This window comes from Amycolatopsis sp. NBC_01286 (assembly GCF_035982555.1).
GTDB lineage: Bacteria > Actinomycetota > Actinomycetes > Mycobacteriales > Pseudonocardiaceae > Amycolatopsis.
Map to the genome: position 1 here is coordinate 5904706 of NZ_CP108428.1, position 14580 is coordinate 5919285.

Annotated in this window: 17 protein-coding genes; 10 read left to right on the forward strand and 7 right to left on the reverse strand. The window is 73.3% G+C overall.

Annotated features, from left to right (window positions below):
- Positions 1-123: 123 nt before the first annotated feature.
- Complete coding sequence (locus tag OG570_RS28420; protein WP_326952221.1) at positions 124-912, forward strand: DeoR/GlpR family DNA-binding transcription regulator; 789 nt, start codon at positions 124-126, stop codon at positions 910-912.
- On the forward strand, positions 909-2102 hold the full coding sequence (locus tag OG570_RS28425; protein ID WP_326952222.1) for an MFS transporter: 1194 nt from the start codon (positions 909-911) through the stop codon (positions 2100-2102). Before OG570_RS28420 ends, OG570_RS28425 begins: the two co-directional genes overlap by 4 nt.
- Positions 2103-2108: 6 nt before the next feature.
- On the opposite strand, the gene OG570_RS28430 is transcribed toward OG570_RS28425, so the two are convergent.
- Entirely contained in the window at positions 2109-3083 is a 975-nt protein-coding gene (locus OG570_RS28430; protein ID WP_326952223.1) for a cation diffusion facilitator family transporter, read from the reverse strand.
- Positions 3084-3152: 69 nt separating this feature from the next.
- On the opposite strand from OG570_RS28430, the gene OG570_RS28435 reads away from it, so the two are divergent.
- Positions 3153-3506 (forward strand): ArsR/SmtB family transcription factor, encoded by a 354-nt coding sequence (locus tag OG570_RS28435; RefSeq protein WP_326960182.1) that lies wholly within the window; start codon positions 3153-3155, stop codon positions 3504-3506.
- Here OG570_RS28435 and OG570_RS28440 read toward each other — a convergent pair.
- Genes OG570_RS28440 through OG570_RS28450 form a run of 3 tightly spaced genes read right to left on the reverse strand, consistent with a single transcriptional unit; the run spans position 3503 to position 6226 of the window.
- Positions 3503-4081, reverse strand: coding sequence for a hypothetical protein (locus tag OG570_RS28440; RefSeq protein ID WP_326952224.1), 579 nt, complete (start codon positions 4079-4081; stop codon positions 3503-3505). The two genes, OG570_RS28435 and OG570_RS28440, sit on opposite strands and share 4 nt — an antisense overlap.
- Positions 4082-4104: 23 nt before the next feature.
- Positions 4105-4914, reverse strand: a complete 810-nt coding sequence (locus OG570_RS28445) for a MerR family transcriptional regulator (RefSeq protein WP_326952225.1) — start codon at positions 4912-4914, stop codon at positions 4105-4107.
- A 7-nt stretch (positions 4915-4921) separates the two neighbouring features.
- A complete protein-coding gene (locus tag OG570_RS28450; RefSeq protein ID WP_326952226.1) occupies positions 4922-6226 on the reverse strand; it encodes an amidase family protein in 1305 nt (434 codons plus the stop codon).
- 112 nt (positions 6227-6338) lie between these two features.
- Between OG570_RS28450 and OG570_RS28455 the strand changes: the two genes are divergently transcribed.
- Positions 6339-6551: a hypothetical protein gene (locus OG570_RS28455; protein WP_326952227.1), complete on the forward strand. Its 213-nt coding sequence runs from the start codon at positions 6339-6341 to the stop codon at positions 6549-6551.
- 53 nt (positions 6552-6604) lie between these two features.
- Entirely contained in the window at positions 6605-7051 is a 447-nt protein-coding gene (locus OG570_RS28460; protein WP_247053579.1) for a nitroreductase family deazaflavin-dependent oxidoreductase, read from the forward strand.
- 199 nt (positions 7052-7250) lie between these two features.
- On the opposite strand, the gene OG570_RS28465 is transcribed toward OG570_RS28460, so the two are convergent.
- Positions 7251-7889 carry a maleylpyruvate isomerase family mycothiol-dependent enzyme gene (locus OG570_RS28465; RefSeq protein ID WP_326952228.1) on the reverse strand — a complete coding sequence of 213 codons (639 nt, stop codon included), beginning with the start codon at positions 7887-7889 and terminating at the stop codon, positions 7251-7253.
- 66 nt (positions 7890-7955) lie between these two features.
- On the reverse strand, positions 7956-8747 hold the full coding sequence (locus tag OG570_RS28470; protein ID WP_326952229.1) for an ANTAR domain-containing protein: 792 nt from the start codon (positions 8745-8747) through the stop codon (positions 7956-7958).
- Positions 8748-8855: 108 nt separating this feature from the next.
- Between OG570_RS28470 and OG570_RS28475 the strand changes: the two genes are divergently transcribed.
- Together OG570_RS28475 and OG570_RS28480 are read left to right on the forward strand one after the other, a co-directional pair.
- Complete coding sequence (locus OG570_RS28475; RefSeq protein WP_326952230.1) at positions 8856-9449, forward strand: HSP18 transcriptional regulator; 594 nt, start codon at positions 8856-8858, stop codon at positions 9447-9449.
- Between the two features lie 29 nt (positions 9450-9478).
- Positions 9479-9664 carry a hypothetical protein gene (locus OG570_RS28480; RefSeq protein WP_326952231.1) on the forward strand — a complete coding sequence of 62 codons (186 nt, stop codon included), beginning with the start codon at positions 9479-9481 and terminating at the stop codon, positions 9662-9664.
- Between the two features lie 176 nt (positions 9665-9840).
- On the opposite strand, the gene OG570_RS28485 is transcribed toward OG570_RS28480, so the two are convergent.
- On the reverse strand, positions 9841-10632 hold the full coding sequence (locus OG570_RS28485) for a cellulose-binding domain-containing protein (RefSeq protein ID WP_326952232.1): 792 nt from the start codon (positions 10630-10632) through the stop codon (positions 9841-9843).
- Positions 10633-10781: 149 nt separating this feature from the next.
- Between OG570_RS28485 and OG570_RS28490 the strand changes: the two genes are divergently transcribed.
- From OG570_RS28490 to OG570_RS28500, 3 genes are read left to right on the forward strand one after another with little or no spacing between them, the layout of a single operon-like run.
- Entirely contained in the window at positions 10782-11729 is a 948-nt protein-coding gene (locus OG570_RS28490) for an NmrA/HSCARG family protein (RefSeq protein WP_326952233.1), read from the forward strand.
- 11 nt (positions 11730-11740) lie between these two features.
- Positions 11741-12811, forward strand: a complete 1071-nt coding sequence (locus tag OG570_RS28495; protein WP_326960184.1) for an LLM class flavin-dependent oxidoreductase — start codon at positions 11741-11743, stop codon at positions 12809-12811.
- A 28-nt stretch (positions 12812-12839) separates the two neighbouring features.
- Positions 12840-14543, forward strand: a complete 1704-nt coding sequence (locus OG570_RS28500) for an AfsR/SARP family transcriptional regulator (protein ID WP_326952234.1) — start codon at positions 12840-12842, stop codon at positions 14541-14543.
- Positions 14544-14580 lie beyond the last annotated feature (37 nt).

Genomic DNA, 14580 nt, shown 5'->3' on the forward strand with positions numbered 1-14580 from the left:
GGGGCTGCGGTGGTCTCGGCGACGTGCACGTCCCCATCATGCCGCAGCGGGATTTCGCACAAGTCGCGTGATCGGTCGAACAAATCAGTTGTGCGAATGCGCGGTTCTTGCGAGCATCGCGGAGTGAAGAGCGCGGAGCGGCAACGGGTCATCGTCGAGCGGCTGCGCGGCACCGAGCAGGTCGGCGTCGGCGAGCTGGCCGAGGTGACCGGCGCGTCGGAGATGACCGTGCGCCGGGACCTGGACCACCTCGCCGCCCGCGGCGTGCTGCGGCGGGTGCACGGCGGGGCTGTCCCGGCGTCACCGTCCGGTATGGAGCCGCCGTTCGCGGCCCGCGCCACGGCGTCCACCGAGGCGAAGCGGGCCATCGCGGCCGCGGCGGCGGAGCTGATCGCCGACGGCGAGACCGTCGTCCTCGACAGTGGCACGACGGCGCTGGAGCTGGCGCGGTTGCTGCGCGACCGGTCGGTCACCGTGATGCCGCTGTCGCTGCACGCCGTTCGTGAACTCGCCGACGCCCCGCACGTGCGGCTGCTGCTGCCCGGCGGCGAACCGCGGCCGGGGGAGCAGGCGCTGGTCGGGCCGCTGACGCTCGCTTCGCTGCGGGCGCTGCGGTTCGACGTCGCCGTGCTGAGTCCGTGCGCGTTCGACCTCGACGCCGGGCTGACCGCGTTCGACCTCGCCGACGCCGAGGTCAAGCAGCAGGCCCTGGCGGTGTCGGCGCGGTCGATCGTGCTCGCCGACAGCGCGAAGTGGGATCGCGCCGCGCTCGCCCACGTGTGCCCCGCCGACCGGGCGGATGTCCTGATCACCGACCCGGGTGCCCCCGCGGACCAGCGTGCGGCGCTGGCCGAGCGGGGCGTGCTCGTGCACGTCGCTGTCCCCTTGCCAGACTCGCTGGAGAACCGATGACGACCGTTTCCGCCCGTCCGCGCGCCGCCCGTGTCGCGACGTGGATGTTCTTCGCCCTCAACGGGTTCGGCATGGGGATGTGGGTGGTGCACATCCCGAACGTCGAGCGCGCCACCGGCATCTCGCACAGCACGCTGGGCGCGTTGCTGCTGGTGCTCGGCGGCGCGGCGTTCGCCGGCATGCAGGTCTCCGGGCCGCTGGTCGACCGCCTCGGGCACCGCAAGCTGGTCCCGGCGGCCGGGGTGTTCCTCGGCCTCGCGCTGTGCGCGCCGGGCTTCGCGAACTCGTGGTGGACGCTGGGGCTCTCGCTGATCCTGTTCGGCTTCGGCAACGGCGCGATCGACGTCGGGATGAACTCGCACGCGGTCGTCGTGGAACGCGCGTACCCGCGTCCGATCATGGCCTCGTTCCACGCGATGTGGTCCATCGGCGGCGCGCTGGCCGCGGTGATCGGCGCCGCGACGCTCGGCGCGGGCGTCCCGACCGGCGTCACGCTCACCGGCACCGGCCTGGTGTGCATCGTGCTTTCCCTGGTGGCGGCCCGGTTCCTGATCGAGCCGGCCGACGCGCCCGCCGACGTCGCCCAGGCGTCTCCGGCGCCGACGTCCGCCCGCCGGACCCCGGGCCGCCTGATCTGGCTGCTGGGCGCGCTGGCCCTGGCGCTGATGCTCTCGGAGGGCGTGGCGAACGACTGGGCCGCGCTGCACATGGAGAAGGTGCTGGGCACCTCGGCTTCGACGGCGGCGCTGGCGTACGGCGCGTTCGCGGTGGCCATGACGACGGGCCGCTTCCTGACCGACCGCGTCGCGGCCTGGGCGGGCCCGGCGGCGATCGTCCGCTACGGCGCGGCGATGGCGGCCGTGGGCCTCTCGGTGGCCGCCGCGGCGCCGTGGGTCCCGCTGTCCCTGGTCGGCTGGGCGGTGTTCGGCCTGGGCCTCTCGGGCGGCGTACCGCAGCTGTTCTCGGCGGCGGGCAACCTGGACACGCGCAACTCGGGCGCGTTGATGGCCCGGGTGGTCGGCTTGGGTTACGTGGGCCTGCTGGCCGGCCCGGCGTTGATCGGCGGCCTGACGCGGTGGATGCCGCTGAACGTCACGTTCGCGGTCCCGGTGGTGCTGTGCGTCCTGGCGGCGTTGTTCGCGGGCGTGCTGACCCCGAAGCCGGAACCCGTGGAGCAGCCCGTGGCGTGACCTCGGTCAGTGGTGGTGGGCCAGTCCCTCGTGGGCCTGCTCGGCGCCGGTCGCCGGTTCGGTGTGGACGACGACCGCCGTCAGGCGGGCGACCGCGTGCAGCAGCCGGTGCTCGACGTCGTGGGCGATGCGGTGGGCCTGCGCGACCGTCAGCGTCGTCGCGACCGTGACCGCGAGCTCGGCGCGCAGGTGGTGCCCGATCCAGCGCATCCGCAGCGGGCCGGCGCCGAGCACCCCCGGGACGTCGCGGGCGGTGGCTTCGGCCAGCTCGACCGTTGCCGGGTCGACCGCGTCCAGCAGCCGCCGGAAGACCTCCTTCGCCGCGTCGCGCAGGACGAACAGGATCGCGACCGTGATGCCGAGCCCGACGATCGGGTCCGCCGCCGGGAACCCGAGCGCGACGCCGGCCGCGCCGAGCACCACGGCCAGGGACGTGAAGCCGTCGGTGCGCGCGTGCAGGCCGTCGGCGACCAGGGCGGCCGAGCCGATCTCGCGCCCGACGGTGATCCGGTACCGCGCCACCAGCTCGTTCCCGGCGAACCCGACCACCCCGGCGGCCGCGACCACCCACAGGTGGCCGACCGGGCGCGGGTCGAGCAGCCGCAGCACGGACTCGTACCCGGCGATCACCGCCGACGCCGCGACGACCAGCACCACGACCAGCCCGGCGAGGTCCTCCGCGCGGCCGAGGCCGTAGGTGTAGCGGCGCGTCGCCGCCCGCCGGCCGAGCAGGAACGCGATGCCGAGCGGGACGGCGGTCAGCGCGTCGGCGAAGTTGTGGATGGTGTCACCCAGCAGCGCCACCGACCCGGTGACGACCACGAGCACGAGCTGCGCGACGGCGGTGACGAACAGCGCGGCGAACGACCGGACGAGCGCCCGCATCCCGCGCCGGCTGGTCTCGAGGGCCTGGTCGACGCGGTCGGCGCTGTCGTGGCTGTGCGGTCGCCACCGCGAGTGGCGGTGCCCGTGTCCCGTCATGGCCGTCACCTTACCTGCGTAGGCGCGCATATACGCAAGTAGTAGGGTAACGAAGTGCCCGACTTCGACATGCCCACCGACGAGCAGGTCCACCTGGCGGCGGAGTCGTTCCGCCTGCTGGCCGACCCGACCCGTATCAAGGTCCTGTGGGCGCTGCTGCAGGGCGAGTCGTCGGTGGCCGGCCTGGCCGACCTGGCCGGCGCGGCGCCGACTGCGGTCAGCCAGCACTTGGCGAAACTCCGGCTGGCGGGCTTGGTGAAGGGCCGCCGCGAAGGCACGTTCGTCTACTACTCGGCGGCCGACAACCACGTCCGCGGCCTGCTGGCCCAGGCGTTGCACCACGCCGACCACCTGGACCGCGACCTGCCCCCGGGCGCGCACGCCCAGCCGCACCACCCGCGAGCGGACTCCGGCGGCGCCTAGCTCAGCGGCGCGGCCAGCCGGGCCACCAGGTCCTCGGCGATCTCCCGCGCCGTCCGGCGCAGCTCGTCGGCCGGGAACGCCGCCACGGTCCCCATCCGGATCCGGCCGGGGCTGCGCACGCTGCGGGTGGCGACGGTGGTCGTCGCGGCGACGGGATCCAGCCCGATCGCCGGCGCGAGGGCGTCCGGCAGCGGAAGGCCGATGGCCAGCAACGCGGTCAGCCGGGCGGCGACCCGCAGCGCCAGCGCCTCCCGGTCGAAGCTCTCTTCCGGCAAGGGGAACCAGCACGTCCGCTGGCCGCTGCTCAGCACCGCGAGCCCGGACTCCCCGGCCGTCGAAAACGCCCACGCGCCGTCCTCGGACGAGCCGGCGTGCACGGGCTGCTCTCCGACGAAGCCCGACTCCGCGAGTTCGCCGCGGGTCCGCTCGAGGTCCGGCGTCGCGTGGTGCGTCCCCGGAGCGGCCGGGACCAGGTGGACTTCGACGAGCGGACCGCGCGGCCGGTACTGCCGCGGGAGGATCGCCGATCGCCAGACGACCGGGAGTTCTTCGAGGGAAAGCGATTGTCCGGTCACGCCGCGGAACGATAGCAACGATCTCAGGCGATCGGCTCCTGCAGTTCGGTCACCCAGCCCGCCGGATCCTCCGGACAGTCGAGGTACAGCTCCCGCTGCGCGCCCGCCGAGCGGTGGCCGTGCGCCTCGATCCACCGCACGACCGCCTGCCAGCTCGGCAGCACGCCGTCGATCGCGCCGCGGTGGACCAGCGTCGCCGCGCGTGCCGCCGGGAGGTCCGCGACGCTCAAGCCGGCCAGGTCACCCGGGCCGACCGACGCCGGGATCGCCGCGTGGACCACGACTTCGTCCTCCGCGCGCTGCTCGTAGTAGCACGTCAGACGCCCGGCCGGCGTCACGTCGGCGGTCGGCAGCCGCCGGCCCAGCTCCGCGCACAGCGGGCGGACCACCGGCCCGATCGCCTCCGGCGCGAACCCGGCCGCGACGCCGGTCAGCTCCACCACCCGCACGGCCGGCAGGTCCTTGACCACGACGTCGTACGCCGGCGCGCGGCCCTCGTCCTCGATCGTCCGCAGCCGGGCCTCGACCTGCGCCAGCTTCGCCGCGCTCGCCGCCACCGCCGTCTCCAGCTCCGCGCGCCGCAGGTCCAGCATCCCGCGCACCCGCTCGACCGGCACCTCCTCGGCCAGCAGCGTCCGCACCTGCTCGAGGGTGAACCCGAGGTCCTTCAGTGCGACGATCCGGTTGAGCCGGGCCAGCTGCCCCGCGGTGTAGCTGCGGTAGCCGGTCGCCGGGTCGACGCGGGCCGGGCGCAGCAGCCCGAGCGCGTCGTAGTGGCGCAGCATCCGGACCGACACCCGGCCGTGGCGGGCGAAGTCCCCGATCGAGAACATCCGCCGATCATTCCCCAGGCGGGACGAACCCGCCCGCGACGGCCGCGGCGAGCTCGGCGAACGTGATCGCCGTGTCGTCCTCGTGCGCCGGGCCGACCACCTGCAGCCCGGCCGGGAGTGTGCCCCCGGCCGGGGCGGACACCGCGGGCAGGCCGGGCAGCGACGCCTGCGCGATCCAGAACACCTGGTCGTCGTAGCGGTCCTGCTCGCCGTCGTGGGTAAAGGCCGTCGTGAAGACCGTGGGGCACAGGAAGACGTCGACGTCCCGGAAGTACCGGCCCCACGCCGCCGCCGAAGCGTGCCGCCGCCGTTCCTGCTCGACGACGCCCGCGACGTCGCCTTCGCGCATCGCGAAGAACAGCTCCACCTGGAACCCGAACGACTCCGCCTGGGCGGCCGGGTCGACGCCGTCCGGCCAGCCTTCGGTGACCCGGACGCCGGCGCGGGCGAGCGCGTCGACGACGTCCGAAAGCGCGTCTCCGACCTCGGCGGTCACCGGGCAGCGCGGGTCGTCGAGGACGACGCCGGCGCGGAAGTCCGACAGCCGAGTGCGGCGCGGTGGCGCGAGCCGCCACGAGTACGCGTGTGCCTCGGCGCCGTCCGGCCCGCCGGTGACGCCGAGGGCGAGCCGCAGGTCGGCGGCCGAGCGGGCGAGCGGCCCGGCCGCCGACGGGAAGTCCCGGCCGGGCTCCGCGGGCGGGCCGGGTGGCTGGAACCCGCGCAGCGGCACGGTTCCGGCGGTCGGCTTGAGGCCGTAGACGCCGCAGTAGGCCGCCGGGATCCGGATCGAGCCCGCCAGGTCGGAGCCGTACTCCAGATAGGACAGTCCCGCGGCGACCGCGGCCGCGGCGCCCCCGGACGAGCCACCCGGCGTGCGCGCCGGGTCGCGGGGGTTGAGCGTGCGGCCGTACACCGGGTTCACCGTCCGCCCGAAGTCGGCGAGCATGCGGTGCACATTGGACTTGCCGACGACGATCGCGCCCGCGGCCCGCAGCCGTTCGACGACGGCCGCGTCGTGGTCCGCGACGTGCTCCGCGAACGCCGGCTCACCCCAGGTCGTGTGCATGCCTTCGACGGCGAAGGCGTCCTTGACGGTCATCGGAACGCCGTGCAGTGGCCCGAGATCGGCACCGCGCGCGACGGCCCGGTCCGCGTCCTCGGCGGCTCCGAGCGCGGCGTCACGGTGGGTTTCGACGACGGCGTTGAGCTGGGAATCCTCGATGCGGTCGAGGAGTTCTTCGGTCAGGTCACGAGCCGAGAGCGCGCCGCGGCGGATCCCGGCGGCGGCTTCGGTGGCGGTCCGGAAGGTCATGGCCGAGGAGTACGGCCTGACACGGTGTCAGGGTCAAGCGCGGTTCCCGGATGCGCGTCTTGGGTAACCAAGAGTCACAGCCGGCCGACCCACGGACGGCGGAGGGAGATCGATGCCGATCGCAGCGGAGCGCCTGACCGCACCCCCGGCACCACCCGAGCCGATCCCGGCGGACCCGGTCGGGCCGAGCCCCGACCCCGCACCGCCGGGCCCGGATCCGGTGGCACCGAGCCCCGGCCCGGAGCTGCCGACGCCCGAGCCCGGCAGCGTGCCCGTGCCGGATCCCGTCCCGCCCGAGCCGGCACCGGGTCCCGACCCGACCTGAGTTACGGCTTTCGGATGATATGAGTTTCGTACGAGTTGGTGTACGCTCGAGGCATGGCAACAGCACAGAACTACCGGCGGATGGTGAACGCCGGGAACAAGCTCGTCGTCGGGCTCCAGCGGCTCGGCATCGCGTTCGGCCCGATGCAGCTGCTCACGGTCGCGGGGCGCCGCAGTGGCGTCCCGCGCACCTTCCCGATCGCCGTCATCCCGCAGGACGGCGAGCGCTACATCATCCAGGCGTACCCGAAGGCCGCCTGGGTGGCGAACGTGCGCGCCGCGGCCAGCGTCACGCTGACCCGCGGCCGCCGTTCGGCCACCGCCCGGCTGGTCGAGGTGCCGGTGGAGGAGCGGCGCCCGATCCTGCGCAAGCTGGTGGAGACCAGCCCGCCGAGCGTCGGCAACCGTTACGTGACAACGGGTCTGGCCGAAGCGTCCAACCCGGACGCGGTCGCCGACGCGGCGGGCCGGATCGCGGTGTTCCGTGTCGAACCCGTTTAGGAGCCGCCTCCGCCGCGTGCTGCCGGCGGCCTGGCGAAGACGTCGTGCCGCGGCGCTCGACCGGTGCCGAAAGATCGTCGTGCGCGGCCCGTCGGTCCGCCGAAGACCCGAGCCGGAGCGGGGTCGCCTGGGCACCCGTCTCGCCGCGAGGCGTGAGGTGCTGGGCGCCGTGCGCAGCCGGCCGCTCGAGCCGGATCGCTCAGGAATCCGTTCCGCAGCGGGCCGCCAGCTGGTCGACGCCGGGCCCGGAAAGCTCGTCGAGCACCGCACTCCGCCCGGTCATGGCCAGCACCAACGCGAGCATCGGCCCGGTCACCTCGGGCCCGCTCCCGGTGGACCAGCCCGCGTCGGTCGCCCGCAGCGTCAGCCCGGTGACCCGCTTCTTCGCGCCGATCAGCAGGTTGGACCGCCGGTAGAACTCGGCGACCTGCACGAGCGTCGCGATCGGGAACGCGCGCTCGAGCCCCAGCGGGCGGCGGATGTCGGTGCCGTGCACCACGATCTCGCCGAGCCACGAGTCCGCCGGTCCCGGCGGCCCGGTGGTGTCGTTCGCGTGCTCGCGCAGCTGTGCGAGCGTGGCTTCCGGGCCGGCCTCCGTCTCGCGGGCGAGGTTCTTCGCGGCCATCGCCTCGAACCGGAACCCGGAACCGGCCAGCCGCGCGAAGAACGTGACGGGCGTCAGCTTCGCGGTCGCGACCACGTGGCCGAGTACCTCGTGGACTGTCCACCCGCGACACAGCGACGGCGTCGACCACGCCGCGGTGGGCAGGTTCGCGAGATCGTCGGCGAGCGCGGCGCGTTCCCGGTGGATCTCCGGCCAGGAACTGGCGTCCGCCATGGGGGCCTCCCGGGTGTCCTTCCGGGATGTCCCGGTGCCCGCAGGTCGCCGGAGCGCCCGGAAGTGTTACAACGCCGTAGCCGCGTCGTCGAACACCAGCAGCAGCTGTTCGGCCGCGGTGCGGGCCGCGTTGCCCGGGCGGATCGTGCGCTCGCCGTCCGGCTGCGGCGCCGGCGCCCCGGACATCAGCTCCACCAGCGCGACGGCGAGTTCGCGGACCTTGACGTTGAACTCCTGGCTCGCCCGCCGCAGCGTCGCCCAGGCCTCGTCGGGGCTGCAGCGGCGCAGCGCGATGACGATGCCCTTCGCCTCCTCCAGCGCGGCCCGCGACTGCAGCAGGTCCAGCATCTGCTCGGTCTGGTCCGGCCAGGCCGACTCGGCGAGGACGAGCGCCATCGCCGTGAGCTTTTCGTAGCGCCGCAACACCGTCACGGTCTCTTCGGTGGCGGGGCGGTCGAGCGTGGCCGACAGCACCAGCCCGCCGTCGGCGTCCCAGGCGGCGGGCAGCGCGGCGACCCCGCGGGTGCGCAGCCAGTCCGCCGCGAACTCGGGGTAGTGCTCGGTCATGCCGCTGATGGTGAGCGCGGGCCACCGCTCGTCGGCGAAGACGTCGGCGGCGACCACCGGCACGCCCGTGCGGCAAGCGAGCGGCACCGGGCCGCCGAACCGCTCCAGCTGGGCTCGGACGCACGCGGCCGAGAGCCCCCGGGCAGCGGCCACGCGCAACGGGCCGTCGCCGTGCTGGACGGTCACGGCCGCGCCGAGCGCGCCCGGTACCTCGGCCGCGATGCGGTCGAGCAGCTCCTGCAGCAGTGCGGTCAGCGGCGCCTGGTCGTCGGCCACGGGTCTTCCGGTCACCTCGAAACCTTTCTCGACGTCTTGCTCGAAACTCTGGCGTCGACACGCACGGCGGTTTTAGCATGTCGTCGTTAAGACGACAAGATACCCGTCGTCGAAAGGACGACCATGGACGAGACCGCCGGCGTTCTGGGCCGGATCCACGAAGCGGTCGCCGCCGCGCGCGCGGGCACCGCGGACCAGGACCAGCTGGTCACCGCGCTGAGCGGCCTCCGGCTGCTGCGGGACGAGCTGGCCGGCTGGGAGCCGGAGCTGATCACGGCGGCGCGAGCGGCCGGCGCCAGCTGGGTGACCCTCGCGCCCGCGCTGGGCGTCGCCAGCAGACAGGCCGCGGAACGGCGTTACCTGCGGCTGCAGCCGTCGAGCACGGGGGAGCGGACCGGCGAGGCCCGCGTCGACGCCGAGCGCGACCGGCGGGCGGGAGACCGGGCCGTCGCGGACTGGGCGCGGCGCAACGCCGCCGTGCTGCGCCAGCTCGCCGGCCGCGTGAGCGCGCTCGACGGCCTGGCCCCGGCCGCGCAGGCGAGCGCCGATCGTCTCGGCGCCGCACTGGGCGACGACGACCCGGCGAACCTCCTGCCGCCGCTGGCCGCGGCCCGCCCGCACCTGACCGGCGACCTGGGTACCCGGGTGGGTGAAATCTCCGCCGAAGCGGCCCGGTTGCGCCGTGCCGCGGCCGGCAACCGCCGCTCCCGGGACTGAGCCGCCGTCCGCGTGGGTACCAGGCGGGTATGGCACAAGAAGCGGAACACAACCCCGACGAGCGCACCGCGGGCCGGGCCGAGCTGCTGCCCGAGGAAAAGGCCGTCGAGAGCGCCGATCCCGAAGCCCAGGCCCGCGAAGTGCTGCGCGACTCCGACCGCCGGAGCGCGGACCCCGAGCCGACGATGACCCGGCGTCCGGAGGAGACGATCTGAGCGATCAGTCCCCGTCCGAGTCGCGGCTTTCCCGCTCGTCCTCGGTCCGGTCGTCCATCGGGTTGCCGCTGGAGTCGTCTTCGTTCGTCTCGTGGTGGGGTTGAGTCATCGCATCTCCTCGTCCGGGTGGCCGATCTTCGGCGGCTACCCGGACGCGAAGCGGATCAATCCCGTGATCAGCCCGCGTCGCAGGCCGCGCCGTTGAGCGTGAACGCGCCGGGCGCCGGGTTGCCGCCGCGGATCGAGCCGTTGAAGCCCGTGGTCACGGTCGCGCCGGGCGCGAGGGTGGTGTTCCAGTCGGCGGCGTTCACCGTGACGCGTCCGCCGCGCTGGTCGTAGTCGCCGTCCCAGCCGTGCGTGACCCGCTGCCCGCCGGCGAACGTCCAGCTCAGCGTCCACGGCGAGAGCGTTTTCGCACCCTTGTTGGTGATCGCGACGGCCGCGGTGAAGCCGTCGTCCCACTGGTCCTGCACGGTGAACCGCACCGAGCAGGGCGCCGGGGGAGCGGCCGCGCTCGACGACGCCGGGGGCGGCGGGGCCGACACCGAACTCGACGGCGCGGTCTGCCGGCCCACCATGACGGTCGGGATCGGTGTCGGGCTCGGCGGCGGTGGCGTGCTCGTGGCCGGCTTCGGGGTGGTCGCGGGCAGCAGCGGCACCTGCGGAGGCGACGCCTCCCGGCCGGGCGAGCTGGTGGTCACGGCGATCACGACGAGACTGCCGACGACGGCGACCAGCCCGCAGATCGCGCTGACCCACCGGATCCGCGCCCCGGCCCGCTGCTGCGCGGCGGCGGCTTCCCGGGCCCGCTGCTCGATCCGGTCCACGTGCTCCGCGGGCGACAACCCGTCGGGCAGCGGCACCCGCGGCGGCAGAGAACAGCCGGTCAAGGGCCGCGCCGTGGCGCCGGTCTCCTTCAAGAGCTCGGCGACGGAGATCTCGTCGTCCCGCTCGGCGCGGCGCGCCATCCAGCACCTCCCGTCTCGTGCCCGGCGAATCCTAGGAATCCGCGCAGGTCTTGTAAACCGCGTGCACGCGGCGTGCACAAGCCGCCAACATCGCCGCGGTTACCTGGGTTCACGACCGGACGTCCCGGTCACCGAAACCCGGGAGAACCATGACCGAGCAGAAGATCATCGCCGTCGTCGGCGCCACCGGCCAGCAGGGCGGCGGCGTCGCCCGCGCCATCCTCGACGACCCCGCCGGCCGCTTCGCCCTCCGCGCGATCACCCGCCGCCCCGACTCCGACGCCGCGCTGGCGCTCGCCGCGCGTGGCGCCGAGGTCGTGGTCGCGGACCTCGACGACGAAGCGAGCCTGACGACGGCGCTGCAGGGCACGTACGGCGCCTACTTCGTCAGCGCGTTCTGGGAGTACAACGACGTCGAGCGCGAGCAGAAGCAGGCCCGCGCGATGGCCGCGGCCGCCAAGTCCGCGGGCCTGCAGCACGTCATCTGGTCGACGCTGCCCGACACCCGGCTGCACCTGCGCCTCGACGACGACCGCGTCCCGACGCTGAACGAGCGCTACAAGGTCCCGCACTTCGACGGCAAGGCCGAGGCCGACGCGTTCTTCGTCGAAGCGGGCGTCCCGACCACGTTCCTGTCCACGACGTTCTACTTCGAGTCCTTCCTAGACTTCTTCCGCCCGGTCCGCGACGACGACGGCGTCCTCGCCCTGCACCTGCCGATGGGCGACCGCAAGCTGCCCGCGATCGCGGCCGAGGACATCGGCCGAACGGCGTTCGGCGTCTTCGAACGCGGCCCCGAGCTCGTCGGCCGCACGATCAGCATCTCCGGCGAGAACCTGACCGGCGAGCAGTACGCGGCGGCGTTCGCCAAGGAGCTCGGCGAGGACGTCGCCTACCGCCCGGTCAGCGTCGAAGCCGTGCGCGCCCAGGGGTTCCCGGGCGCCGACGACCTGGCCAACATGTTCTTCTACTACGCCGAGTACGAGAGCGTCTTCGCCGGCGCGCGCGACCCCGGCGCCGTGCGCGAGCTGAACCCGCGGCTGCAGGACTTCGGCACCTGGCTCGCCGCCCACCACGACGCGTTCAAGGGGCTGTGATGCCTTTAGGGATGCACTTCGGCATCTTTGGGGTCGGCGACATCGCGACCGACCCCGTCACCGGCGTGACACCGACCGAGCACGAGCGGATCCGGCGGATGGTCGAGACGGCCGTCCGCGCCGAAGAGGCCGGCCTCGACGTCTACGCGACGGGGGAGCACCACAACCCGCCGTTCGTGCCGTCGTCACCGACCACGCTGCTGGGGTTCGTCGCGGCGCGCACCAGCCGGATCGTGCTGTCGACGTCCACGACGCTGATCACCACGAACGACCCGGTGAAGATCGCCGAGGACTACGCGATGCTGCAGCACCTCGCGGACGGCCGGCTGGACCTCATGCTCGGGCGCGGCAACACCGGCCCGGTGTACCCGTGGTTCGGCAAGGACATCCGCGACGGCATCGCACTGGCCGTGGAGAACTACGCGCTGCTGCGGCGGCTGTGGCGCGAAGAAGCCGTGGACTGGTCCGGCAAGTTCCGGTCTCCGCTGCAGGGCTTCACCTCGACCCCACGTCCGCTGGACGGCGTCCCGCCGTTCGTCTGGCACGGGTCGATCCGCAGCCCCCAGATCGCGGAGCAGGCGGCCTTCTACGGTGACGGGTTCTTCGCCAACAACATCTTCTGGCCGGTCGAGCACACCCGGCGGATGATCGCGCTCTACCGCGAGCGCTTCGAGCACCACGGCCACGGCCCCGCGGACACGGCGATCGTCGGCCTCGGCGGCCAGACGTTCATCCGGCGCCGCTCCCAGGACGCGATCGCCGAGTTCCGCCCGTACTTCGACCACTCGCCGATCTACGGCCACGGCCCCTCGCTCGAGGAGACGATGGACCAGACACCCCTGGTCGTGGGCAGCCCGGAGCAGGTGATCGACCGGACCATGCGCTTCCGCGAGGACTTCGGCGACTACCAGCGCCAGCTGTTCAACGTCGACGGCATGGGCCTCCCGCACGAGACGGCGCTGGAGCAGATCGACCTGCTGGGCGCCGAGGTCGTCCCGGTGCTGCGGAAGGAGTTCGCGCGAGGACGACCGGCGCACGTCCCGGACGCGCCGACGCACCGGTCGCTCGCCGCTGTGGAATAGCGACCCGCCGCCCGCGGTTGCGCTGAGCGTGACCGAATCAGTGCGGTTCGAGGTGCTGGGCCCGGTACGGGCGTGGCGTGGCGACGTCGAGCTGGAGCTGGGCCCGCCCCAGCAACGGGCGGCGCTGGCGGTCCTGCTCCTGCAGGACGGCACGTCACTCTCACCCGCCCAGCTGGTCGAGGCGCTCTGGGGCGGCGCAGAACCGAGGGCGGCGACCGGCATGGTCCGCTCGTACATCTCCCGCCTGCGCCACGCCCTGGAGCCGGACACCCCGATCAAGTCGATCGGCGGCGGCTACGCGATCATCGCGCCGACGTTGGACCTGACGGAGTTCCAGCACCTGCTGACAACCGGCGACGCCGCCTCCCTCCGAGCCGCACTAGACCTGTGGCACGGCGCCCCGCTGTCGGGCGTCAACGGCTTCGAGGCGGAACGCGTCCGCCTGGAGCAGCTGCGCCTGAAGGCGATCGAAGACCTAGCGGCAGCCGACATCGAGGCGGGCCACCACGCAGGCGCCATCAGCGCCCTGACCGAGCTGATCACCGAGCAGCCCATGCGAGAACGCCCCCGCGAGCTGCAGATGCTGGCCCTCTACCGCTCCGGCCGACAAGCCGAGGCCTTGGACGTCTTCGCCCACATCCAGCGCCGGCTCGAGGACGAATTGGGCCTCTACCCAGGCCCGGAACTACGCGAAATGCAGCGCAGAATCCTGTCCTCGGACCCGACCCTGGCCGCCACCATCACCCGCCCCACGCAACTACCTCCGCAGCTGTCAGAGTTCGTAGGCCGCGAGGACATGCTGACCGCGCTGGCCGACACCCTGCGGACAACCGGCCCAGGCGTCCCGGTAGTGGGCGTCGAAGGCCTGGCCGGAATCGGCAAGACCACCCTGGCGATCCAGCTGGGCCACAAGATCACAACGTCCTTCCCCGACGGCCAGCTGTTCACGGACCTGTCGGTCTCACCGGACCCGCTGTCCGAGCTGCTGCGAGGCATCGGCGTCACGGACCTGCCACCGTCGTCAAGCGAGCGAGCGGCATTGTGGCGCACCCGCACCACAGGCCGCCGCGTACTCATCGTCTTGGACGACGCCCAGGCAGCGGAGCAGATCCGCCCCCTGCTCCCGGGCACCGGAGGCCCGGCGGTGATGATCACGGCCCGCCAGCGCCTGTACGGCCTGCCCCACGCCCACTGGCAGAAACTACAAGGCCTGGACCCCACGGCATCGCTGCAGTTGCTGAGCCGCTTGATAGGCCCCCGAACCGACCACGACCGCGCCGCGACCGAAGAACTGGTCGCCCGAACAGCGGGCCTACCTCAGGTCCTGCAGGCGGTGGGAGCCCGAGTGTCATCCCGCCCGGAGTGGACGATGCCCCAGGCCTTGAGCCGCCTGGGCCGCCCGGCGCCAGACTCCCCGGTGACACCCCCGGAGTGCAGGGCAATAGAGAAGCCCTACGAGTCGGCAATGGCCCAGCTGACCCCGGCCCAGTCCCGAGCGTTCCGAGCGCTGTCCCACCTGGCAATGCCGGTAGTCCCACTCTCCGCAGCCGCTGAAACCCTGAACCTCGAGCTACCAGCGGCAGCGGCGATCCTGGAGTCCCTGGTGGATGCGCACCTACTGGACCCAGCCGGCCCAGACGCCTACCGCTACCAGGAGCCCCTACGCGAGTTCGCCCGAAGCCGAGCAGGCCAAGAGGACTGGATCGATACAGTGGCGAGCCAAAACGCATGATCATCCCAACCCCAGGTGCCGAGCAGATCCGGACCCC